Source organism: Thioalkalivibrio sp. ALgr1 (genome assembly GCF_000378285.1).
Taxonomy (GTDB): domain Bacteria; phylum Pseudomonadota; class Gammaproteobacteria; order Ectothiorhodospirales; family Ectothiorhodospiraceae; genus Thioalkalivibrio.
On the sequence record NZ_KB905133.1, the window covers coordinates 659,242 to 680,974 of the forward strand.

Here is a 21,733-nt window from a genome sequence, read left to right on the forward strand (position 1 = left end):
CTTGCCCCGATCGTATGATTGCCGAAATCGTGCCTGAGCCTCTCGATCCACGCCAATGTGACGCGCTGGCCGAACAGATTCGGGCCTGGGGCCGCGAGCTGGGCTTCCAGGCCCTGCGCATCGCGCCGGCCACGGTCCCGGAGGTGGACCGCCAGCACCTGGACCGCTGGCTGCAGAAAGGCTCGCACGGCGAGATGGGCTGGATGGCCGAACGCGCCGCACTGCGCCACGATCCCGCACAACTGATGCCGGGCGTACAACGCGTGATCAGCGTGCGCATGGACTACTTTCCTCCGCGCACCCGGCGCCCGGCGATCCAGCTGGCCGAACGGGACCGCGCCTATGTCTCCCGCTACGCCCTCGGCCGCGACTACCACAAGCTGATCCGCAAGCGCCTGACCGAACTGGGCCGGCGCATCGAGGCCGCAGCAGGACCGCACGGCTATCGTGCCTTCACCGACAGCGCACCCATTCTGGAAAAGGCCCTGGCCGCCCGTGCCGGGCTCGGCTGGATCGGCAAGAACACCAACCTGCTCGCCCGCGAGAGTGGATCCTGGTTCTTTCTGGGCGAGCTGTTTACGGACCTGCCGCTACCGATGGACGACCCGGTTGGCGAACACTGCGGGGCATGTACCGCCTGCCTCGACATCTGCCCGACGCAGGCCTTTCGCGGGCCCTACGACCTGGATGCCCGGCGCTGCATCTCCTACCTGACCATCGAGCTGAAGGGGTCGATCCCCGAAGAGCTGCGCCCGCTGATCGGCAACCGTATTTACGGCTGCGACGACTGCCAGCTGGTCTGCCCGTGGAATCGCTTTGCCGAGGTCTCCGCGGAACCCGACTTCGTCGCCCGCCACGGACTGGATGCCGCTAGTCTGGTGGAACTGTTCGGCTGGGACGAGACCACCTTCCTGCAACGCACCGAGGGCATGGCCATCCGCCGTATCGGCCACGAGCAGTGGCTGCGCAATCTGGCGGTCGCCCTGGGCAATGGCCCGGCTTCCGCGGAGGCCGAGACGGCCCTTCGCGCCCGCGCCGACCACCCCTCCGCCCTGGTACGCGAACACGTCGGCTGGGCCCTCGAACGATTGCGCAGTCCCGCGTCATCGCCGCCCGCGGACCACACCTCCCGTCTCACACAGGCCCCCGGACAATAACCGGCGACCAGCGCTTGCCAGCACCCACGCGACAGGTGACACTCGGGAGCGGACCCACTTGCGACCCCGGCACCCTAAGAAAGGACTCATCCTGTCGCCATGCCCGATCATCCGGACAGCACCCGCTTTCAGCGCCTGTTTGACCAGGCACCGGAGGCGCAGCTGGTGCTCAATCGAGCGGGCCATGTCGTCGCGGCAAACCAAGCCGCATCGCGCCTGCTCGGCTACGCCCAAGGCGAACTGACCGACGGCATCCACATCACCGCGATCGACCTCGAGGCCACGCAAGCCGACGTCGACCATGCTCACGGCCAGCCCGACGAGCGCCTGCCGGCCCGCTTTGAAACGCGCTACCGCCGACGAGACGGGGGCGAATTTCCGGCCGAGATCAATATCAACGCGATTCATACCGGGGAGGATATCGAGGTCCTGACTACGGTCCGCGACATCACCCGACAGCAGCAATCCGAGCAGGCCCTGCACGAGCTGGAGACCCAGCTCTCGGCCACGATCCGCCACGCGCCGCTGATCCTGTTCGGGCTGGGGCCGGATGGTGTTTTCACCCTGTCCGAGGGGGCTGCACTGCACAGCCTGGGGCTGCAACCCGGCGAGGTCGTCGGGCAGGACGCACGCCGGCTGTACGCCGACCACCCGGCCATCCTGTCTGCAATCGATCGCGCACTCGCCGGAGAGCGCTTTCAAACCGAGGTCAAGGTCGGCGACAGCCACTTCTCCATCTCATGGATGCCGTCGGAGATTGCCCAGTCACTTCAGCCGGGCGTGCTCGGCGTCGCCTGGGACATCACATCGCTGCGCGCGGCCGAGGCGACCACGGCCTCGGAGCGCGACCGACTCCTGACCACGCTGCACTCCATCAGCGACGGCGTGCTGACCGCGGACACCACCGGGCGCCTGACCTATCTCAACCCGTCGGCGCGCGACCTGCTGGGCGTGGACGCCACGGCGGTCCAGGGCCAGCGTCTCGACGAGGTGCTAGAGCTCGAGGACACGCATACCGGCCACCGGGTCATGAACCCGGTCACGCAGTGCCTGGAGACGGGTATGACGCTGGAGTCGCCGGAGCGCGTGCTGCGCCGCCCGGACGGTGCGGCCCGCGTGGTCCGCCTGCTGGTCTCGCCCCTGCGGCGACCGGACCACCACAGCGAGGGGGTCGTGGTCGTGCTGCATGACCACACCGAGCTGTGGCGCATGACCCAGCAACTGAACCACCAGGCCACCCACGACGAGCTCACCGGCCTGTGCAACCGCCGCGAGTTCGAACGGCGCCTGGACGAGGCCCTGCGCACCCTGGAGGAGGGCGACACGCCCCACGCGCTGTTCTATATGGACCTGGACCAGTTCAAGATCATCAACGATACCTGCGGCCATCAGGCCGGGGACGCGCTACTGCGCGAACTGGCCGACCTGCTGCCCGCCCATATTCGCGACAGCGACACCCTGGCGCGTCTCGGTGGTGACGAGTTCGGCCTGCTACTGACGCATTGCCCGGTGGAACGCGCGGAGGCCATCGGCAAGAAACTACTGGCCACGGCCCAGGGTCTGCGCTTCTCCTGGGAGGGCCGCCGCTTTGATGTGGGCATGAGCATCGGCCTGGTCCCGATCGAGGGCCCTGGCCGGAACCTTCCGGAGGTCCTCAGCCAGGCGGATTCCGCTTGCTACGTGGCCAAGGATCTCGGGCGCAACCGGCTCTATACCTGGAAGCCCTCCGACCAGATCCTGCGCCGACGCCATGGCGAGATGGAATGGGTCGGCCGTCTGCGTGCGGCCCTGGAGGATGCCCGTTTTGTCGCCTATGCCCAGCCGGTCAAGCCCCTGAACGGCGCCGATCTGCCGCTGGACCATGTCGAGATCCTGCTGCGCCTGCACGGGGAAGACGGAACCCTGATCACCCCGGGCGCCTTTATCCCGGCTGCCGAACGCTACCACCTGATGCCCGAGATCGATCGCCATGTGGTCGAACTCGTGTTCCGCCAGCTGGCCGATCACCGGGACCAGAACCCGGATCATGCCCCAGTCGTGGTGTCGATCAATCTGTCCGGGCAGTCGCTGGCGCAGGACGGGATGCTCGAATTCATCACCAGCCGCATGAGCCAGTTCCGCATTCAGGCGCAGCAGATCATTTTCGAGATCACCGAGACCGCCGCGATCAGTCATCACGACCGCGCACAGGGCCTGATCCGCGCGCTGCGCTACATGGGCTGCCGCTTCTCCCTGGACGACTTCGGCAGCGGGCTGTCCTCGTTCGGCTACCTGAAGAACCTGCCGGTCGACTTCCTCAAGGTGGACGGCAGTTTCGTGCGCGACATCGCGACCAACGCGGTCGATGCGGCGATGGTCACCGCGATCCACCGCGTCGGCCATGTGCTCGGGCTGCGCACCATCGCCGAGTGCGTGGAATCCGAGGAGACCATGCACCACCTGCGCGAGATCGGGCTCGACTTCGTCCAGGGCTATCACCTGGCCAGGCCGATTCCGCTGGCCGACTACCTCGCGGAAATTGCCGGCCGCTGATCAGGCTTGAATCCCGGCTCGCGCGCCTCAACCCTTGAGATAGCCGACGCTTTCGCCTTGCCAGCGGCAAGCTGTTAGCGTGCGGCCCATCTCAACTGATCAACCGTGGGACCCCATGCCGTATTCGGAAGAACAGATCACCTCGACCCATCGCTGGTCGGACAAGACCTTCAGCTTCAAGACCACGCGCCCCGAAGGCCTGCAGTTCAAGAACGGGCAGTTCGTCACGCTGGGTCTGCGCCCCGAGGGCAAACTGATCCCGCGCGCCTACTCGATCGTCTCCGAACCCGAGGCCGAGGAACTGGAGTTCCTGAGCATCCACGTTCCCGACGGCGCGCTGACCAGTCGCCTGGCCCAGGTCGGCCCCGGCGACTCGATCTGGATCAACACCAAGGTCACCGGTTCACTGACCTTCGACTACGTGCAGCCCGGGCGGACCCTGTACATGCTGGCCACCGGCACGGGTCTGGCCCCGTTCATCTCGCTGATCCGCAGCCCGGAGCTGTTCGAGCACTTCGAGAACGCGGTACTGGTGCACAGCGTGCGCACCGTCGAGGAGCTGGCCTACCGCCAGGAGATCGAGTCGCGCATCAGCAATCGCTTGCGCTACGTGCCGACGGTGACCCGCGAGAACCACGACTTCGCCTGCCCGATCGCGCAGCAGCCGTACGACAACAACCAGCGCGGCGCCGACATGTTCCGCTCCGGCGAGCTGTTTCAGATCCTGAACCTGCCCCCGGCGGATCCGGAGCACGACCGCGTGATGCTCTGCGGCAATCCGGCGATGAACCGCGAGATGAGCGAGTGGCTGGTCGACCACGGCTGGACCCAGACCAACTACAAGGGGGTCGGCAACTTCACCGTGGAACAGGCCTTCGTGACCACGATGTCCGACTCGGACGACTAACTGCCCTGAGCCAGCAGCACCCAGCGGGCCGCGTTGATCCGCTGCAGGACGGCTGTGTCACCACCCCGGTCGGGGTGGTGACGCTGCGCCAGACGCCGGTACTGCTGCCGGATCGCCGCCGCATCAACCGGATCCTCCAGCCCCAGCACCTCGAGCGCCTGCTCGCGCCGCTCGTCACGCGCCAGATGCGCCCAGAACTCGCCCAGTAGCGCCTCCACCGCGGCCGCATCCATCCCCTCCAGCCGCGTCAGATCCAGGTAGTAGGCCCGCAGTGGATCACCCCGCGCCGGCAGGTCCGACCCCATGTCCGCCGCCTGTAGCGGCTCGATCCCGATACCCAGGCAATGGATACGCAGCCACTCGCCCTGCCCCGCGAGCATGTCGCGCAGCCGGTAAAGACAGTGGAACAGCACAAAGTGGGTCTGGAACAGGCTCAACGGCTCCTGCAGGCGCGCCGCGGCGAACGGCTCCACTTCCAGATCGCGCAGCTGCGCAATCAGCGCATGCTCCGTACATCCGCACGGATGTCCGCGCAGCGCCTCCAGCACCCGCTCCAGCAGTGCCGTATCCACCGGCGAACCGGCTGGGCGATCCCCATCGATCATGCGCCCGGGAACTCGCCGTCCACATAGACCCAGCGCCCGTCCTCGCGGCGAAAGCGGCTGCGCTCGTGCAGGCGCACCCCCTGGCCGCGTACCCGCGAGCGGGCGACGAACTCGACCCAGCCCTCCTGATCCTCCGGCCCGCCCGCCTCGGTCGCGCGGATCGCCAGACCGAGCCAGCGCTGGCCCGGCTCCAGCACCAGGGATTCCGGTCGCGTCGCGGCGGCCCAGGTGGCCAGCAGATAGTCCTCGCGCCCCTCCACGAAGGCGGCATAGCGCGAGCGCATCAGCGCCTGCGCCGTCGGGGCCGCAGCCGCGCCGTCCAGGTACTGCCCGCAGCAGGCCGCCCGGTCCAGCCCGGATCCACAGGCGCATATATTCCCCTTCCTGCGGCTGGCCTTGCCCAAGCGATACCTCCCCTGATCGACGTCGCCGCCAGCATGCACGAGCCATTGCCCCGGGTCGAACCCATACTTTGGGACTGGTCTTCCGTACGCCGAAACGTTAGGTTGCGAAAGCACCCAGAGAGATGCTGATTCATGGCCAACATCCTGATCATGGGCTGCGGCGATCTCGGCGGCGGCGTCGGAGAACAGCTCGCCGCAGCCGGGCACGCGGTCTGGGGCCTGCGCCGTCAGCCAGAGCGCATCCCGGAACCGATCCAGCCGCTGGCCGGCGACTTCGCCCGCGCGGACGCGCTGCCGCCGCTCCCCGCGGCTCTGGACACCGTCTATTTCATCGCCACCCCGGGCGAGTTCACCGAGGCCGCATACCGCCGCGCCTATGTCGACGGCCTGCGCAACACTCTGGCCGCTCTGGAGCAGGCCAAACAAAATCCGCGCCGCATCGCGTTCGTCTCCAGCACCTCGGTCTTTGGCGCCGACGACGGGCGCTGGGTGGACGAGACCAGCCCGGCCGAGCCCACCCGTTTCTCCGGGCACTGCCTGCTGGAGGCCGAGCAGTTGCTGGCCGACAGCCCGTTTGCCGGCGTGGTCGTGCGCTTTGGCGGCATCTATGGTCCGGGGCGCGAGTACCACCTGCGCAAGGTCCGCGAGGGCGTGCGTGGCCAGCACGAAGCACCGGTCTGGACCAACCGCATCCACCGTGAGGACTGCGTGGGCCTGCTGACCCACCTGTTTCATCTGGACGACCCCGAGCCGCTTTATCTGGGCGTCGATGACGAACCGGCCCTGCGCCACGAGCTGCTCGGCTGGCTGGCGCAGGAGATGGAGCTCGATCCGCCGGGGACGCCGCCGATGCCGGCCGGCGACGTCCGCGGCAAGCGCTGCCGCAACGGGCGACTGCATGCCAGCGGGTATCGCCTGCGCTACCCCGACTACCGCACCGGCTATCGCGAGCTGCTCCACCGGCTCGCCACCACCTGAGCCAAGCTCTCACCGCTTTCAGGCTGGGCCTGGTTCGCCCTCGGGTGTTCCGAGTGCCTTCGTCCGGCCGCCTGCCAAGCGCTGTCTCGGCAGCGCACCCCGAGGTACTTTCTTGCTTGCCCAAGAAAGTACCCAAAGAAGGGCACCCGGATTCCGCCCGGGGACCTTGCTCCAGGGCCCTCGGGCCGGCGGCGCTGAAACTCGCTTCGCTCAGACAGTCAGCGCCCCCGTTTCTATTTTGAATCGTCCGTCCCGAGGACCCTTCCGCAAGGGGCTTCATACGGGGGGAGAAGGTCAAGACAACGGCGATCCAGAGGTTCGTGCGAGTGGATGGAGGCAAGATGTTCCAACATCTTGGCACGCGCGGCCTACGGCCCTGGCGTGCCGCGCCCGCGAGCGGGCGCCAGGGGGCAGGTAGGATGCTGATGAGCGCAGCGAATCGCATCAGGGTTGCCCCGACGTTGGCATGGTGCGTTTCGCTGCGCTCAACGCACCCTACAGCCTTGGGCTCATGACAGGTGCGGGAACACCGTCGGTTTTGACCTTCCCTCCCGATATGAGCCCCTTGTGGAGGGCGTGACAGGCCGGGAGAAGGCGCTGACTGTCTGAGCGTAGCGAGTTTCAGCGCCGCCGGCCTGACGCGTCCGGAGCAAGGTTCCCGGGCGAATCCCGGGCGTGTTTCTTGGTTACTTCTTTGCACGAGCAAAGAAGTAACTCGGGGCGCGCTGCCGAGACAGCGCAGGCAGGCGGCCGGACGAAAGCACCGTAAACACCCGAGGCCGAACCAGGCCCAGCCACTACTGGGCAGGCGGCCAGACAAAACCAATGTAAACACATGAGCGGGCACCGGGCGGCGCGCGCGCCGCGCCGTTATAATGCGCGGCTTTCGCCCATTCCGACCCGAGCGCGCCCGCGATCATGGACAAGAGCTTCGACCCCAAAAGCATCGAGCAGACCCAGTACGAACGCTGGGAGGCCGCGAACATCTTCGCGCCGCCGGAATCGGGCGAAGCCAGCTACTGCATCCTGCTGCCGCCGCCGAACGTGACTGGCACCCTGCACATGGGGCATGCGTTCCAGCACACCCTGATGGACACCCTGATCCGCTATCGGCGCATGCACGGCGACCGAACGCTGTGGCAGGGCGGCACCGACCACGCCGGGATCGCCACCCAGATGGTGGTCGAGCGCCAGCTCTCCGCCGACGGCAAGGGCCGCCACGACCTCGGACGCGAGAAGTTTCTCGAGGCGGTCTGGGACTGGAAGGACCAGTCCGGCGGCACCATCACCCGCCAGATGCGTCGCCTGGGCGACTCGGTGGACTGGTCGCGCGAGCGCTTCACCATGGACGACGGGCTGTCCGCGGCGGTGCGCGAGGTCTTCGTGCGCCTGCATGAAGAGGGCCTGATCTACCGCGGCAAGCGCCTGGTCAACTGGGACCCGGTGCTGCACACCGCGCTGTCCGACCTCGAGGTGCTGTCGGAGGAGGAAAACGGCCACCTGTGGCACTTCCGCTACCCGCTGGCCGACGGCTCCGGGCACCTGACCGTCGCGACCACGCGCCCCGAGACGATGCTGGGCGATACCGCCGTCGCGGTGCACCCGGAGGACGAGCGCTACCGCCACCTGATCGGCCAGACGATCAAGCTGCCGCTGGTCGGGCGCGAGATCCCGATCATCGCCGATGACTACGTCGAGGCCGAGTTCGGCTCCGGCTGCGTAAAGATCACCCCGGCGCATGACTTCAACGACTACGCGATGGGCCAGCGTCACGACCTGCCGGTGATCAACATCCTGACCATCGACGCCTGCCTGAACGACAACGTACCCGAGGCCTATCGCGGCCTGGACCGCTACCAGGCGCGGCAGAAGGTCGTCGACGACCTGGACGCCCTGGGGCTGCTGGAGAAGATCGACGACCACAAGCTGATGGTCCCGCGCGGCGACCGCTCCGGCACCGTGGTCGAGCCCTATCTGACCGACCAGTGGTACGTGAAGGCCGGCCCGCTGGCCGCGCCGGCGATCAAGGCGGTGGAAGACGGGCGCATCCGCTTCGTGCCGGAGAACTGGTCGAAGACCTACTTCGAGTGGATGCGCAACATCGAGGACTGGTGCATCTCGCGCCAGATCTGGTGGGGCCACCGCATCCCGGCCTGGTACGACAGCGATGGCAACGTGTACGTCGGGCGTTCCGAGGACGAGGTGCGCGAGAAGCACGGCCTGGGCGCCGAGGTGGCGCTGGAACAGGACGAGGACGTACTGGACACCTGGTTCTCCTCCGCGCTGTGGCCGTTCTCCACCCTCGGCTGGCCGCAGGAGACGCCGGAGCTGCGCGCCTTCTACCCGACCAGCGTGCTGGTCACCGGCTTCGACATCATCTTCTTCTGGGTCGCCCGCATGATCATGATGGGCGAGCACTTCATGGGCGACGTGCCCTTCCGCGAGGTCTACGTCACCGGCCTGATCCGTGACTCGGAAGGCCAGAAGATGTCCAAGTCCAAGGGTAACGTGATCGACCCGATTGACCTGATCGACGGCATCAGCGCCGACGACCTGGTGGCCAAGCGCACCCGGGGCCTGATGCAGCCGCAGATGGCCGCGAAGATCGAGAAGACCACGCGCAAGGCCTTCCCCGACGGCTTCCCCGCCTTCGGCACCGACGCCCTGCGTTTCACCCTGGCGGCACTGGCCACCACCGGGCGCGACATCAAGTTCGACCTCGGCCGCATCGAGGGCTACCGCAACTTCTGCAACAAGCTGTGGAACGCCTCGCGCTTCGTGCTGATGAACGTCGAGGGCCACGACTGCTCGGCGGCCACCGACACGGCGGAACACCGCACCCTGGCCGATCGCTGGATCCTCGACCGCCTGGCCGCCACCGCCGCGACCGCCACGCAGCAGCTCGATGCCTACCGCTTCGACCTCGCCGCGCAGACGCTGTACGAATTCACCTGGCACGACTACTGCGACTGGTACCTGGAGCTGACCAAGCCGGTACTGAACGACGACACCACCCCGGATGCAGTCAAGCGCGCCACGCGCAATACGCTGGTCACTGTGCTCGAGGCCCTGTTGCGCCTGCTGCACCCGGTTATGCCGTTCATCACCGAGTCGATCTGGACCAATGTAAAGCCGCATGCGGGGATCGGCGATGACATCGAGTTCCTGGTGCAGTGCCGCTGGCCGGCGCAGGACGGCTTCCCGAATGACGCCACCGCCACCGCCGAGCTCGACTGGGTCAAGGACTTCATCACCGGGCTGCGCCGCATCCGCGCGGAGATGGACATCGCCCCGGGCAAGCCGCTGCCGGTGCTGGTGAAGAACTGGAGCGAGGCCGACCAGGAGCGCTACACGCGCCACCGCGGCCTGCTGGAGTTCCTCGCGAAACCCGAGAGCGTCACCTGGCTGGACGCCGCCGACGAGGCCCCGGAATCGGCGATGGCCCTAGTCGACGAGATGCAGCTGCTGATCCCGCTGGCCGGGCTGATCGACAAGGATGCCGAGCTGGCCCGCCTGGACAAGGAGATCGGCAAGCTCGACAAGAACCTCGAGCAGAGCGAAAAGCGCCTTGCCAACGCGAGCTTCGTCGACCGCGCCCCGGCCGAGGTCGTGCAGAAGGAACGCGACCGCGTCGCCGAGATGCAGGCCACCCGCGACCAGCTCGCCGCCCAGCGCGAACGCATCCGCGCGATGTAGCGGCTGCGACCGCTACTGCAAAGGGCGGGTCAGCTGATCCGGTCGAGCATCCCCTGATGGCGGATCAGCCGGGCGAACAGCCGCCCGGTGTGGTACCAGTGCAACATCCAGATCTCGCGTGCCAGCCGCAGCTGCGGCACTCGCGGCGAGTGCTCGGCAGGGCAGGGACAGACCTCGAGTCCCACCCCGCGCGCGATGGCCACCGCCCGGGGCAGATGGAAGCGACTGGTCACGAGCACGCAGCTCGGCAGGCTGCCGCCGGTACGCTGGGCGAGCAGGTCGCGGGCGTTTTGCAGGTTCTCCAGGGTGTGCCGCGAGTCCTCTTCACAGAAGATGCGAGAGGCCCGGATGCCGCGCTGGCGCAGGAAGGCCGCCCCTGCGGCTGACTCGCTGGGCCCCTCCGGCGAGGTATACCCCCCCAACAGCAGAACGCGGGCCTCCGGGTCGCGCCGCAGCAAGCGCAGGGCCCGCAACAGGCGCAGCCGGTAACCCGGCCCAGGACGCCCCTCTTGTAACTGCTGCCCCAAGACAATGATCCAGGGTGCCCGCCCCGGACAGTGCAGACCGCGCACCCAGAGCTGCATGCGACCCCACAGCGCGAGCCAGCTAAGCCCCGCCGTCAGCACAATGACCAGATTGGACAACCCAAACGTCAGCAGCCCATCCGGCCCGACGCGCCGCAGTCCTACTCGGCCGCCGATCACGACTTGCCCTCCATATCCCCCCCTGGCGGCTCGCTGGCGGCCGAGTCGTCTCATCCCATGAGAGCGCCCACTCTGCCGGCCCGCCCCGCAAAACCGCTTGTTCCCTGCATTTGGAGGGTACCACGCCCCCTTGGGGTTGCGTATCATCGGCCCCGGGCTGGAAGGTGCGCGGGAAGCCCAGCACCTTCGCACAGGGAGAGCCGATTTCGGATTACGCCGCTATTTAGGGGAGAGACGTGGCAGCACAAACCGCAATGGAACAGGAAGTCGCCAGGCTGATCGTCGACAGTCTGAATCTCGAAGAGGTCAGCCCCGAGGACATCGAGCCGGAGGCCCCCTTGTTCCGCGAGGGGCTTGGGCTGGACTCGATCGATGCACTGGAGCTGGCGCTGGCCATCTCGCGTGCCTATGGCGTGCAGATCCGCTCCGATGACGAGAACAACCGCCAGATCTTCGCATCCTTGCGGGCCCTGACCGCCCATATCGAGGCGCACCGAGCCACGTCGTGAGTACCCGTCTCGCCGCCGTGGTAGCCCTGGGCTACCCGGTGGCCGTGATCGCGGGCAGCTTCCTGGAGCTGCCGCGACTGCCACTGGCGTGGCTGGCGCTGCTCATACTGGTCCTCGCCTGGCCGGCCCTGCCCGTGCTCGGCCGGGGGGTGATAGCCCTGGTGCTGGCCGTGCTAGTGTTGCTTCTGGGTACCGAGCCGGCCGGAAAATGGCTGATCTATGCAGTACCGGTGCTTATCCAGGGGGGCCTGGCATGGCTGTTTGCCCGCTCTCTGCGCCCGGGTTCCACACCCCTGATCACCCGGTATGCGCTGGCCATGGGCGCCTCCGACAGCACGCCGGTGCATCGCTATACGCGGCGGCTGACGGCCGCCTGGGCCCTGCTGTGCGGTGGACTCGCCCTGTTGTCGGCGGTACTGGCGGTGGCGGTATCCACCACCACCTGGGCCTTGTTCGCAAATGGGATCAACTATCTGTTCCTGGCGGCGCTGTTCATGCTGGAATATCCGTTACGGCGCTGGCTCCTGTGCGACGAACCACGGGCGGGTTTCCTGCCCTACCTCGCCGCGCTGGCACGCGCCGACCACCGCCACATCCTGAGACAACGATGAGGGACTCGAACACGCAAGCGCTGATTGCCGACCACCCAACGCCACTGGCCTGGGTGGCAGGACGCTGTGTCTCGCGGACCGCGTTTCTGGCGGATGTCCGCGCCCTCGCCCGGCGAATCCCGGCCGGTGGAGCCCACTTCAACCTGTGCGAGGATCGCTATCGCTTTGCCGTCGCGTTTGCCGCGATCCTGCTGCGCGGGGGCACTAACATCCTCCCCCCGAACCGCGCCCGGACGACCCTGAGCGAGATCGCCGAGCGTCATCCCGGCGCGCACGCACTGGTGGACGAGCGCGACCTCAGTGTCACCATCCCCGTCATTCCCGTCACCGCGGACGGGACAGGGCACGCCCACAATGCGGGTGCGACCCCCGAGATCCCGTCGAATCAGATGGCGGTGCATGCCTATACCTCGGGCAGCACCGGACAGCCCACTGCCCACAGCAGGAGCTGGAACAGCCTTCACGTCGTGACCGCACAGGCCCTGCGCCGCTTCGGACTGGATGCCGACGGGGGAACACTGGTGGGAACGGTCCCCGCACAACACATGTACGGCCTGGAGTCCACGGTGCTGTATGCCCTGCTCGGCCCCTGCACGCTGCTGGCCGAGCGCCCGTTCTTCCCGGACGATATCCGCCAGGCCCTGGCCGAGCATGCCCCGGCAAACCTCGTCACGACCCCGTTTCACCTGGACGCCTGCCTGCGGGCGGGGCTGACCTGGCCCAGAGCGGCGCGCATCCTCAGCGCCACCGCCCCACTGGAACAAGACCGGGCACGGGCCGCGGAAACACTGTTTGGCACGACCGTCCGCGAGATCTACGGCTGCACCGAGGCCGGGGCCATCGCCAGCCGCGAGACGGCCCGGGAGCCCCTGTGGACGGTCTATGACGGGATTGCCCTGACAACCCAGGACAGCGACCGGGTGGCAGTACAGGGGCCCCAGCACCCGGCACCAGTCCCCCTGCCCGACCGCATCGAACGGGAAGATGCCCGGCGCTTCCGCATGCGCGGGCGCCTGGCGGATCAGCTTAATATCGCCGGCAAGCGCGCCTCTCTTGCCGAGCTGAACCGGCGCCTGAACGCCATCCCCGGCGTACTGGACGGCGTGTTCATCCCGCCCAACCCCGGACAGGACAGCGGGACTGCCCGTCTGGCTGCGATCGTGGTCGCCCCGGAGCGCTCCGAGGCCGAGATCCTGGCGGCCCTGGCCGAAACCACGGACCCGCTGTTCCTTCCGCGCCCCCTGGTGATGGTGGATGCCCTCCCCCGCAGCGCGACGGGCAAGCTCCCGCGCCAGGTCCTGCTGGACCTGCTGGATCAGCACGGTCAGTGCGCCTGAACAATGGCCCCAATCATTGCCACGCGCCGCATCCCGGCCAGCCACCCCTCACTGCCCGGGCATTTCCCCGGTCAGCCGGTCGTACCGGGCGTGGTCATCCTGGACACAGTGGTCGCCGTCGCGCGCGCAAGCGGCCTGGGGCCGGTGGCCGCCCTGCCACGGGCCAAGTTCCTGGCGCCATTGCTCCCGGAGGTCGATTTCCGGGTGGAGATTGACCCCCCTGGTACCAGCGGCCTGCGCGCATTCCGCGTTATCCGCGACGGTACGGAGCCCCCCGAACTCCTGTGTAGCGGGCAACTGAAACTGCACGACGCCGGACAACCGGCGTGAGCCGGGGGTGGTTCAGCCAGGGGGAGCGAGGGTCCCCCCTGGCGCTGCGCATCATCTTGTGGGTTGCCTTGCATCTCGGGCGACCGGCCGGGCGCGTACTGCTGTACCCGATAACCGCCTATTTTCTTCTGTTCGCTCCCAAGTCCCGGGGGTCCAGCCGGGACTACCTGCGCCGCGTGCTCGGACGCGAACCGCGCCTGCGCGAGATTGCCCGGCACTTCCACAGCTTCGCGGCCGTGATCCTGGACCGCGTCTTCCTGCTGGCCGGCAAGGACGAGTGCCTGGATCTTCAGGTTCACGATCGCGAGATCTTCCTCGAACATGTCGAAAGTGGCCACGGGGCCCTGCTGCTGGGGGCACACCTGGGCAGTTTCGAAGCCCTGCGGGTACTCGCGGTCGGCAAAAACGACTTTCCCGTTCGCGTGCTGATGTACCGCAATCACAATCAGCGCATCACCCAACTGCTGGAGGCGCTCAACCCCGAGATCGCCGCGACGGTCATCCCCCTGGGCGATACCGAGACCCTGCTGCACGCACGCGACTGCCTGGAACAAGGGGGGATTGTGGCCACCCTGGCCGATCGCGTGGCCGAGAGCGACAAGATGGTCGAATGTCGTTTCCTCGGGGGACGGGCCTTTTTTCCCCAGGGCCCCCTGCTAATGGCCGCCGTTCTGAAGGTCCCGGTCATCCTGTGCTTCGGCCTCTATCGCGGCGGCAATCGCTACGATATCGTCTTTGAACGCTTTGCCGACATCATCGAGGCGCCCCGCGGCCGACGCGAAGAGGCCCTGGCCGAATGGGTGCAACGCTACGCCGATCGCCTCGAGGCACGCGTGCGCGAGGCCCCGTACAACTGGTTCAACTTCTATGATTTCTGGAATGACTCGTCTCGCTAAGCCTTGCTTCCGGCAACTGCCCGGGGTCCGGGCACTGGCCCTGGCGGTGCTCCTGCTGACTTGCCCGCTGTTCGCACAGGCGGAGACCTCCGGCGACACACTGGACCAGATCCTGGAGGCACTGGCCGACAATCCGCCTTCACGTATCGACTTTCGCGAAACCCGCCAGGACCCCCTGCTCGAATTCCCGGAGACCCGGACCGGCACGCTGGTGTTCGAGCCACCGGACACCCTGGAGCGCCGGATGGATGGCGACGGCGGCGAACGCGTGCGGATCGAGGGACGCCAGGTGATCGTGGAGCGCCGAGGCTCCAGCCGCGAGGTGGACCTGGACGAGCAGCCGGGCCTGGCCGCGTTTGCCGCCTTGTTCCGCTCCCTCGCCAAGGGGGAACGCGAGGGACTGGAAGAACACTTCGAGGTCGAGACCGAAGGCGACCTGGAGGCCTGGAGGCTGGAACTCACCCCGCGTGACCGCGCCCTTCGTCGCATGATCCTCGGACTCGACCTCCAGGGCGAGGGCGGTGCCCTCCTGCGTCTGGACACCGAGGAATCCGGAGGGCGCCACAGCCGCATGCAGCTCGATCCGCAAGACGGCGACTGATTGGTGCCGAATCGCTTCCCCCTGTCACCGGGACCGGCACTCTGGCTGATCGGGCTGCTGGTGGCAGCCAGCATCCTGCTGTGGCGGGGCGAACTGGTCACCGACCTCCAGGGCTTCACCCCGGAGCCGGTCACCGAGACCGGGATTGCGCTGGACCCCGGGGGCGGCCCGGCCGGACAGGTCCTGCTGCTGGGCATCGAAGGCGGGAACAGCCAGGCACGCGCGGATGCCAGCGACCATCTGGTCCAGGCGCTGCGCGACCACCCCGCGGTCGCGGAGATCCACAACGGGCGTCTCGACCCGGATGACCCCGCCCTGGATTTCCTGCTTGAGCACCGCTATCTCCTGAGCCCCGAGGTCACCCCGGAGCGCTTCTCGGTCGACACCCTGCGCGACCGGCTCGGGGAACGCCGGGAGGACCTCAGTAGTGCCGCCCCGCTGATGCCCCGGGAACTGATCGGCCGCGACCCCACGGGCGAATCACTGGTGGTGCTCGAGCAGTTGGGACAGGCCGGTGGCGGGGGCGAACGCGACAGCCACGGCGTCTGGGTCGACCCCGAGCGCGATCGGGCCCTGCTGGTCCTGCACAGCGCGGCCGAAGGCATGGACCTGGACGGTCAGGAGTCGCTCCTGAAGGCACTGGACGAGGCCTTTGCCGACTACACGGACGATCTGGACCTGCTCGTCGCGGGGCCCGCGGTGATTGCGGTCGAATCACGCGGGCGCATCCGCGGCGAGATCACCACCTTCAGCCTGGCCGCCAGCCTGGCCCTGGCCACACTCCTGCTGGTCGTATTCCGCCACCCCCACCCGGTCTGGCTCGCGGCCGTTCCGCTGGCCACCGGCATCCTGGCCGGGGCGGCGGTCGTGACCGTGGTATTCGGCCACCTGCACGGGATCGCACTGGCGTTCGGCATTACCGTGCTGGGCATCGCGCTCGACTACCCATTGCACCTGTTCGCGCACAGCCGGCAGCCCCCGAGTGACGGGATGCGCGGCGTGGCGCGCGAGCTGTGGCCGGCGATTGGCCTGGGTGCCGGGAGCACGGCACTGGTCTACGCGCTGATGGCGATCACGGGGTTTTCCGGCATGGCCCAGCTCGGGCTGTTCGTGCTGACCGGCGTCGGCGTGGCCGCGATCACCACGCGCTGGGTACTGCCCCGCCTGATGCCGCAGGCGCTGCAGCGTGACGGGGTACCCCCGGCCCGCCTGCCGATACCGACCGCTCTGACGCAGCCGCCAGTGACGGCGCGCTGGCTCCTGGCCGCCTCCGTGCTGGGGGCCCTGGTGGTTATCGCCAGCGCCGACCCGTTCCCCTGGGAGGACAACCTGGGCGCACTGCATCCGGTGCCGCAGGAACACATCGACCGCGACCGCGAACTGCGCCACGCCCTGGGGCTTCCGGATATCCGCCATGCCCTGCTGATCACCGCACCCGACCCCGAACGGGCGCTGCAGGCCGCCGAGGCACTGACCCCGGGCCTTGAAGATCTGCGCAACCAGGGGGCGCTGACCGCCTACGACCATGCGGCCCAGGCCCTGCCGAGCCAGGCACTGCAGCGCGCACGCCAGGGTTCCCTGCCCGCCACGGACACCCTGCGCGAACGGCTGGATACCGCCGTCGACGGGCTGGGCTTTCGCACGGATGCCTTCGATCCCTTTCTGGAGGATGTAGCCCGGACCCGTGACCTGGAGCCGCTGAGCCCGGGCACACTGCCCGACGGCCCGCTGCGTCAGACGACAGGCACCCTGCTGATGCCGGACGAGGCCCGCGGCGACTGGATGGCCTGGGTACGGCTAAGCGGCATGGAGGATGCAACCGCGGTGAGGCAGTGGCTGCAGCGGGAGCCGCTAGCGGACCTGCCCGCCCTGGCCGATGTGGGCGTGCAGCACGTGGATTTCCTGCGCGCCTCGGAGGACCTGGTCAGCGGATTCCGCGATCAGGCACTGGAGCGGCTGGCCCTCGGCGTGGTGGCCGTCGCCCTGTTGCTGCTGCTGGTCACCCGCGCACCCGGGCGCAGCCTGCGCATCCTGACCGCGGTAGGGAGCGGGCTGGTCCTGACCGTGGCTGCGCTGATCCTGCTCGGGATTCCCTTGTCCCTTTTCCATCTGATCGCGCTGCTGCTGATCGTTGGCCTGTGCCTGGACTACGCCGTATTTTTCAGCCGCCCGCTGAGAGACCTGAAGGCACGGCAGAACACGGCCGCTTCGGTCAGCATCTGCGCATTGTCCACCGTGGCCGTGTTTGGCCTGCTGGCCCTTTCCAGTCTTCCGGTATTGCGGGCCATGGGGCTCACCGTGGTGTTGGGCGTGGTATTTTCCTTTCTCGCAGCCGCGCTTCTGGCGCAGCCCCCCCTGTCGCGCCGTACAGTAGGCACTAACAATCCCTGACCCCACCGCCAACAGTCCCGCCAATCGCAGCCCGCCGAATGAATCCACTCGTAATCTCCGCCCACACCCTGACCGCCGCCACCGGAACTGGCCGCCAGGCCAATGCCGACGCACTGCAAAAAGGGCATAGCGGGCTGCGCGCCTGCGACCTGAACTCCGTACAGCTGGACACCCACATCGGGCGCGTGGCGGGTGTGGAGGACATCGTGCTGACGGATCACCTGGCCCCATTCCAGTGCCGCAACCACCAGCTGGCCGAGCTGGGGCTGCGCCAGGATGGCTTCATCGAGGCCGTCGAGATCGCGCGCGAACGCTACGGTGCCGGACGCATTGCGGTCTTGATGGGGACCAGCACCTCGGGGATCGCCGCGACGGAGCAGGCCTACCACCGCCGCGACCCGGACACCGGGGACCTGCCACCGGACTACGACTACCAGCACACCCAGAATATGTTCTCGCTGACCGATTTCGTCGGCACCCGGCTCGGACTGCGGGGACCAGCGATGGTGGTCTCCACGGCCTGCTCGTCCAGCGCCAAGGTCTTTGCCGATGCCGAACGCTTTATTGCGGCCGGGCTCTGCGATGCCGCGGTGGTCGGCGGTGTCGACACCCTCTGCGGGATGACGCTGCACGGGTTCAACGCGCTGCAACTCGTGGCACCGGGACCCTGCCGCCCGCTGCATGCCGAACGCGCCGGCATCTCGATCGGCGAGGCCGCCGGATTCTTCCTGCTGGAGAGGGCCGACAGCCACGCCGCCGGCCCTCGACTGGTCGGCCACGGCGAATCCAGCGATGCCCACCATATGTCTGCCCCGCATCCGGAAGGACTCGGTGCAGCGCGCGCGATGGAGCAGGCCCTCGCGCGGGCACAGCGGTCCGCCGAGGCCATCGACTATGTGCTCATGCATGCCACCGCGACCCCGGCCAACGACCGCTCCGAGGCGCGCGCCCTGGCGCGCCTGTTTGGCGCAAAGAGCCGCGCCACCGGCACCAAGGGCCTGACCGGCCATACCCTCGGGGCGGCCGGCGCCGTCGGGGTCGCGCAGGCACTGGCCAGCCTGGAGCGGGGCTTCGTGCCCGCTACGGCGGGGCTCGACCACCTGGACCCGGGGCTTGAACTGGACGCCCGAGGGGCCGCTGAGGAACGCGACATCCGGCACGTACTGGTGAACGCATTCGGCTTTGGCGGCAACAACTGCAGCCTGCTGCTGGAGGCCGCATGAAGGTTGGTATTGCGGCCATCGGCCTGCTGGGCCCGGGGCTGGCCGATTTCGCCTCGGCGCGCCACATCCTCGCCGGGCAGGAACCCCATGAGCGGGCGCCGGTGGCCATCCCGCCGACCACCCTGCTGCCGGCCAACGAGCGCCGCCGCACGACGGACACGATTCGCCTGGCGCTGAAGGTCGCGGAGGAGGCCACGACCGACTGCGACCGCAGCCAGCTGCGCTCGGTGTTCGCCTCGTCCTCTGGAGATATGGATATCATCGACCGTATCTGCGAGGCCCTGACACAGGCGGAGCCCATGGTCTCGCCCGTGCAGTTCCATAACTCGGTCCACAACGCACCGGCCGGCAACTGGTCGATCGCGACCGCGAATCCGGCCCCGGCAACGGCCATCTCCGGGTTTAATGCGACGCTGGCGGCAGGGCTGCTGGAGGCCGCCACGCTACTGCAGGCCGAGGGTGGCGACGTCCTGCTGGCCGCCTACGATGTCGCATCCATGGTCACATTCCGGCGTGTACGCCCCATCACCGAGCCGTTTGCCGTCGGCCTGCGCCTGAGTCCCGCGGGCGCCGGGCGGCCCACACTCGAGCTGGCGCTGGGAGAAGGCGGCGATCCCACCCCCTGCCGCCAGGATTCACTCGAGGCCCTGCGCGGCACCAACCCCGCCGCCCGCGCCCTGCCCCTGCTGGAGGTGCTCGCGCGCGGCGAAGGCGGTCATGTTACGCTTGCCGCGCCGCTGGGACGATCACTGGAGATCCGCGTCACGCCCTGATCTCCCGGTGGTTCGCCTCTCGCATTAACAACGGATCAGGACGATCCCGCATGAAGGCCGCCAGCCCCCAACTGAACCACGAGGCAATCTGCCGCCTGCTGCCGCATGCAGGCGCGATGTGCCTGCTGGAGGCCGTGGTCGAATGGGACGAACAGGCGATCCGTTGCCGCGCCATCAGCCACCGCGCTCCCGAAAATCCCTTGCGCAACACCACCGGGCTCCCGGCCCTGTCGGCGCTGGAGTACGGCGCCCAGGCGATGGCCGTGCATGGAGCCCTGCTGGCCGATGCCGGACCACCCAAGGCCGGCTTCCTGGCCGCGGTCCGCAACCTGCGCGTGCACCGGACTCTGCTGGACGACCTGAACGCGGACCTCGACATCACAGCCCACAGCGTGATGTCGGATCGCAACAGCTCCATCTATGATCTCGAGGTATCGGCCGACGGCGAGCCCGTCCTGTCCGCGCGCGCGACCGTGATCCTGCAAACCGAGGACACCCCGACATGAGCCATCGCGCACTGATCACCGGCGCCAGCGGCGCCATCGGCCAGGCCATCGCGCGGGCTCTGGCCGATAGCGGCTGCGAGGTCCTGCTGCACGCACACCGCAACCCGGGCCCCGCCTGGGATCTGGCCGAACAGATTCACTCCGACGGCGGTCAGGCGGATGTCCTGGTCTTCGACATCACCGACGCCGATGCCGCGCGGGCGCAGCTGGAGCCCGTCGCGGCTGCGCAGCCGGTGCAGATCCTGGTGCACAACGCGGGCGTGCACGACGACGCCCCGCTGGCCGGCATGAGCCCGGAACAATGGGCCCGCCCGATCGATGTCGCGCTGAACGGGTTCTATAACGTGGCCCAGCCACTGCTGCTGCCGATGATCACGACCCGCTGGGGGCGCGTGATTGCGATCTCCTCGGTGGCCGGCGTGGTCGGCAACCGCGGCCAGGCCAACTACGCCGCGGCCAAGTCGGGACTGCACGGGGCCATCCGCTCGCTGGCGCAGGAGGTCGGGTCGCGCGGCATCACGGCCAATGCGGTCGCGCCGGGGATTATCGAGACCGCGATGAGCGAGTCCAGCTTCGACGCCGAGACGATCAGGCGCATGGTGCCCGCGCAGCGCGCCGGACGCCCCGAGGAGGTCGCCGGACTGGTGGCGTATCTGGCCTCCGAGCAGGCCGGCTATGTCTCCGGCCAGGTGATCGGCATCAATGGCGCGCTGGCCTGACCCGAGACGATGGCGGCCGTCCACGCACTGATACCGGCCCATAACGAGGCCCCCACGATCGCCGCGGTCGTCGCGGCCACGCGAGCCCATGTCGACCGGGTAATCGTGGTCGACGACGGCTCGCGAGACGGCACTGCCGACCGCGTCCCAACCGAACCCGGGGTGATTGAAGTCCTGCGGCTGCCGGAAAACCGTGGCAAGGCGAACGCGCTGTGGACGGGCATGCAGTACGCCCTGGAACAGGGAGCGGATGCCATCATCACGCTGGATGCGGACGGCCAGCACGATGCCTCGGAGATCCCGAACCTGATCGCCGCCGGGCACGCTCATCCCCATCATCTGGTGATCGGGGCACGGCTCAAGGGCCGGGAAACAACGCCCCCTCTGCGCCTGTTCGGCAACCGCACCGCCGACTTCTGGATAGGCTGGGCCTCGGGGCAACCCCTGCGCGATTCGCAGTCCGGCTTTCGTCTGTATCCGGCAGCACTGCTGCAGCAACTGCAACTACCCCATGGCGCGCGCCGCAGCTTCGTATTCGAGAGCGAGGCCCTGATCGAGGCCGAACGCCTGGGCTTCCCGGTCACCCTGGTGCCCGTGCGCTGCATCTATCCGGACCAGCACCGCGCCAGCCATTTTCGGGCCGCCACCGACACCCTGCGCATTATCCAGATGGTCGCCCTGCGCCTGCTGGCACGTGGCCTGCACCCGCTCGGTCTATTGAGGCACCTGGGACTGCTGCGCAGACCCTGAAAATCACCGCAAGGGTCGGATTCACAAACCTTTTTCCAGGGCGGGAATGGCAATTCGCGGTCACGCTGCCTACACTGCGAGGTGATCATCCACCATCAAGGACG

At 68.0% G+C, this 21,733-nt stretch carries 20 protein-coding genes; 17 read left to right on the plus strand and 3 right to left on the minus strand.

The annotated features are described in order from the left end of the window. Positions 1-14 precede the first annotated feature (14 nt). The 3 genes from queG to F466_RS0107490 all read left to right on the plus strand — a co-directional run bounded on the left by queG (position 15) and on the right by F466_RS0107490 (position 4,596). Complete coding sequence (gene queG, locus F466_RS0107480) at positions 15-1,157, plus strand: tRNA epoxyqueuosine(34) reductase QueG (RefSeq protein ID WP_018138598.1); 1,143 nt, start codon at positions 15-17, stop codon at positions 1,155-1,157. A 99-nt stretch (positions 1,158-1,256) separates the two neighbouring features. Continuing rightward, positions 1,257-3,689 (plus strand): EAL domain-containing protein, encoded by a 2,433-nt coding sequence (locus tag F466_RS0107485; protein ID WP_018138599.1) that lies wholly within the window; start codon positions 1,257-1,259, stop codon positions 3,687-3,689. A gap of 115 nt (positions 3,690-3,804) precedes the next feature. After that, entirely contained in the window at positions 3,805-4,596 is a 792-nt protein-coding gene (locus tag F466_RS0107490) for a ferredoxin--NADP reductase (protein WP_018138600.1), read from the plus strand. Here F466_RS0107490 and F466_RS0107495 read toward each other — a convergent pair. Beyond that, positions 4,593-5,201, minus strand: a complete 609-nt coding sequence (locus tag F466_RS0107495) for a DNA-J related domain-containing protein (RefSeq protein WP_018138601.1) — start codon at positions 5,199-5,201, stop codon at positions 4,593-4,595. The genes F466_RS0107490 and F466_RS0107495 overlap by 4 nt on opposite strands. After that, positions 5,198-5,605 carry a YchJ family protein gene (locus F466_RS0107500; RefSeq protein ID WP_018174601.1) on the minus strand — a complete coding sequence of 136 codons (408 nt, stop codon included), beginning with the start codon at positions 5,603-5,605 and terminating at the stop codon, positions 5,198-5,200. Before F466_RS0107500 ends, F466_RS0107495 begins: the two co-directional genes overlap by 4 nt. A gap of 132 nt (positions 5,606-5,737) precedes the next feature. Between F466_RS0107500 and F466_RS0107505 the strand changes: the two genes are divergently transcribed. Together F466_RS0107505 and F466_RS0107510 are read left to right on the plus strand one after the other, a co-directional pair. Further along, positions 5,738-6,583, plus strand: coding sequence for an NAD-dependent epimerase/dehydratase family protein (locus F466_RS0107505; protein WP_018174600.1), 846 nt, complete (start codon positions 5,738-5,740; stop codon positions 6,581-6,583). A 918-nt stretch (positions 6,584-7,501) separates the two neighbouring features. After that, the gene (locus F466_RS0107510) at positions 7,502-10,279 is read left to right on the plus strand and encodes a valine--tRNA ligase (protein WP_018993766.1); all 2,778 of its coding nucleotides are present in this window, start codon (positions 7,502-7,504) and stop codon (positions 10,277-10,279) included. A 29-nt stretch (positions 10,280-10,308) separates the two neighbouring features. Here F466_RS0107510 and F466_RS0107515 read toward each other — a convergent pair whose 3' ends face one another. Further along, positions 10,309-10,983, minus strand: coding sequence for a YdcF family protein (locus F466_RS0107515; protein ID WP_018137725.1), 675 nt, complete (start codon positions 10,981-10,983; stop codon positions 10,309-10,311). A gap of 236 nt (positions 10,984-11,219) precedes the next feature. On the opposite strand from F466_RS0107515, the gene F466_RS0107520 reads away from it, so the two are divergent. From F466_RS0107520 to F466_RS0107575, 12 genes are read left to right on the plus strand one after another with little or no spacing between them, the layout of a single operon-like run. Then, complete coding sequence (locus F466_RS0107520) at positions 11,220-11,492, plus strand: phosphopantetheine-binding protein (RefSeq protein ID WP_012981895.1); 273 nt, start codon at positions 11,220-11,222, stop codon at positions 11,490-11,492. Then, positions 11,489-12,103: a hypothetical protein gene (locus tag F466_RS0107525; RefSeq protein ID WP_018993767.1), complete on the plus strand. Its 615-nt coding sequence runs from the start codon at positions 11,489-11,491 to the stop codon at positions 12,101-12,103. Before F466_RS0107520 ends, F466_RS0107525 begins: the two co-directional genes overlap by 4 nt. Then, on the plus strand, positions 12,100-13,440 hold the full coding sequence (locus F466_RS0107530; RefSeq protein WP_018993768.1) for an AMP-binding protein: 1,341 nt from the start codon (positions 12,100-12,102) through the stop codon (positions 13,438-13,440). The genes F466_RS0107525 and F466_RS0107530 overlap by 4 nt, the downstream gene beginning before the upstream one ends. 3 nt (positions 13,441-13,443) lie before the next feature. Next, positions 13,444-13,770 (plus strand): hypothetical protein, encoded by a 327-nt coding sequence (locus F466_RS0107535; RefSeq protein ID WP_018174596.1) that lies wholly within the window; start codon positions 13,444-13,446, stop codon positions 13,768-13,770. Continuing rightward, positions 13,767-14,666, plus strand: a complete 900-nt coding sequence (locus F466_RS0107540; protein WP_018993769.1) for a lipid A biosynthesis acyltransferase — start codon at positions 13,767-13,769, stop codon at positions 14,664-14,666. The genes F466_RS0107535 and F466_RS0107540 overlap by 4 nt, the downstream gene beginning before the upstream one ends. A 46-nt stretch (positions 14,667-14,712) precedes the next feature. Continuing rightward, entirely contained in the window at positions 14,713-15,267 is a 555-nt protein-coding gene (locus F466_RS0107545) for a LolA-related protein (protein ID WP_018649061.1), read from the plus strand. Continuing rightward, positions 15,268-17,658 (plus strand): MMPL family transporter, encoded by a 2,391-nt coding sequence (locus F466_RS0107550; RefSeq protein WP_018993770.1) that lies wholly within the window; start codon positions 15,268-15,270, stop codon positions 17,656-17,658. A 38-nt stretch (positions 17,659-17,696) separates the two neighbouring features. Further along, positions 17,697-18,881 carry a beta-ketoacyl-[acyl-carrier-protein] synthase family protein gene (locus F466_RS0107555; RefSeq protein WP_018993771.1) on the plus strand — a complete coding sequence of 395 codons (1,185 nt, stop codon included), beginning with the start codon at positions 17,697-17,699 and terminating at the stop codon, positions 18,879-18,881. Further along, on the plus strand, positions 18,878-19,654 hold the full coding sequence (locus F466_RS0107560; RefSeq protein ID WP_018993772.1) for a beta-ketoacyl synthase chain length factor: 777 nt from the start codon (positions 18,878-18,880) through the stop codon (positions 19,652-19,654). The genes F466_RS0107555 and F466_RS0107560 overlap by 4 nt, the downstream gene beginning before the upstream one ends. A 50-nt stretch (positions 19,655-19,704) precedes the next feature. Continuing rightward, positions 19,705-20,160: a hypothetical protein gene (locus F466_RS0107565; RefSeq protein ID WP_018993773.1), complete on the plus strand. Its 456-nt coding sequence runs from the start codon at positions 19,705-19,707 to the stop codon at positions 20,158-20,160. Continuing rightward, positions 20,157-20,879: a 3-oxoacyl-ACP reductase FabG gene (gene fabG, locus F466_RS0107570; RefSeq protein ID WP_018137735.1), complete on the plus strand. Its 723-nt coding sequence runs from the start codon at positions 20,157-20,159 to the stop codon at positions 20,877-20,879. Before F466_RS0107565 ends, fabG begins: the two co-directional genes overlap by 4 nt. A gap of 9 nt (positions 20,880-20,888) precedes the next feature. After that, complete coding sequence (locus F466_RS0107575; protein ID WP_018174592.1) at positions 20,889-21,629, plus strand: glycosyltransferase family 2 protein; 741 nt, start codon at positions 20,889-20,891, stop codon at positions 21,627-21,629. Positions 21,630-21,733: the final 104 nt, after the last annotated feature.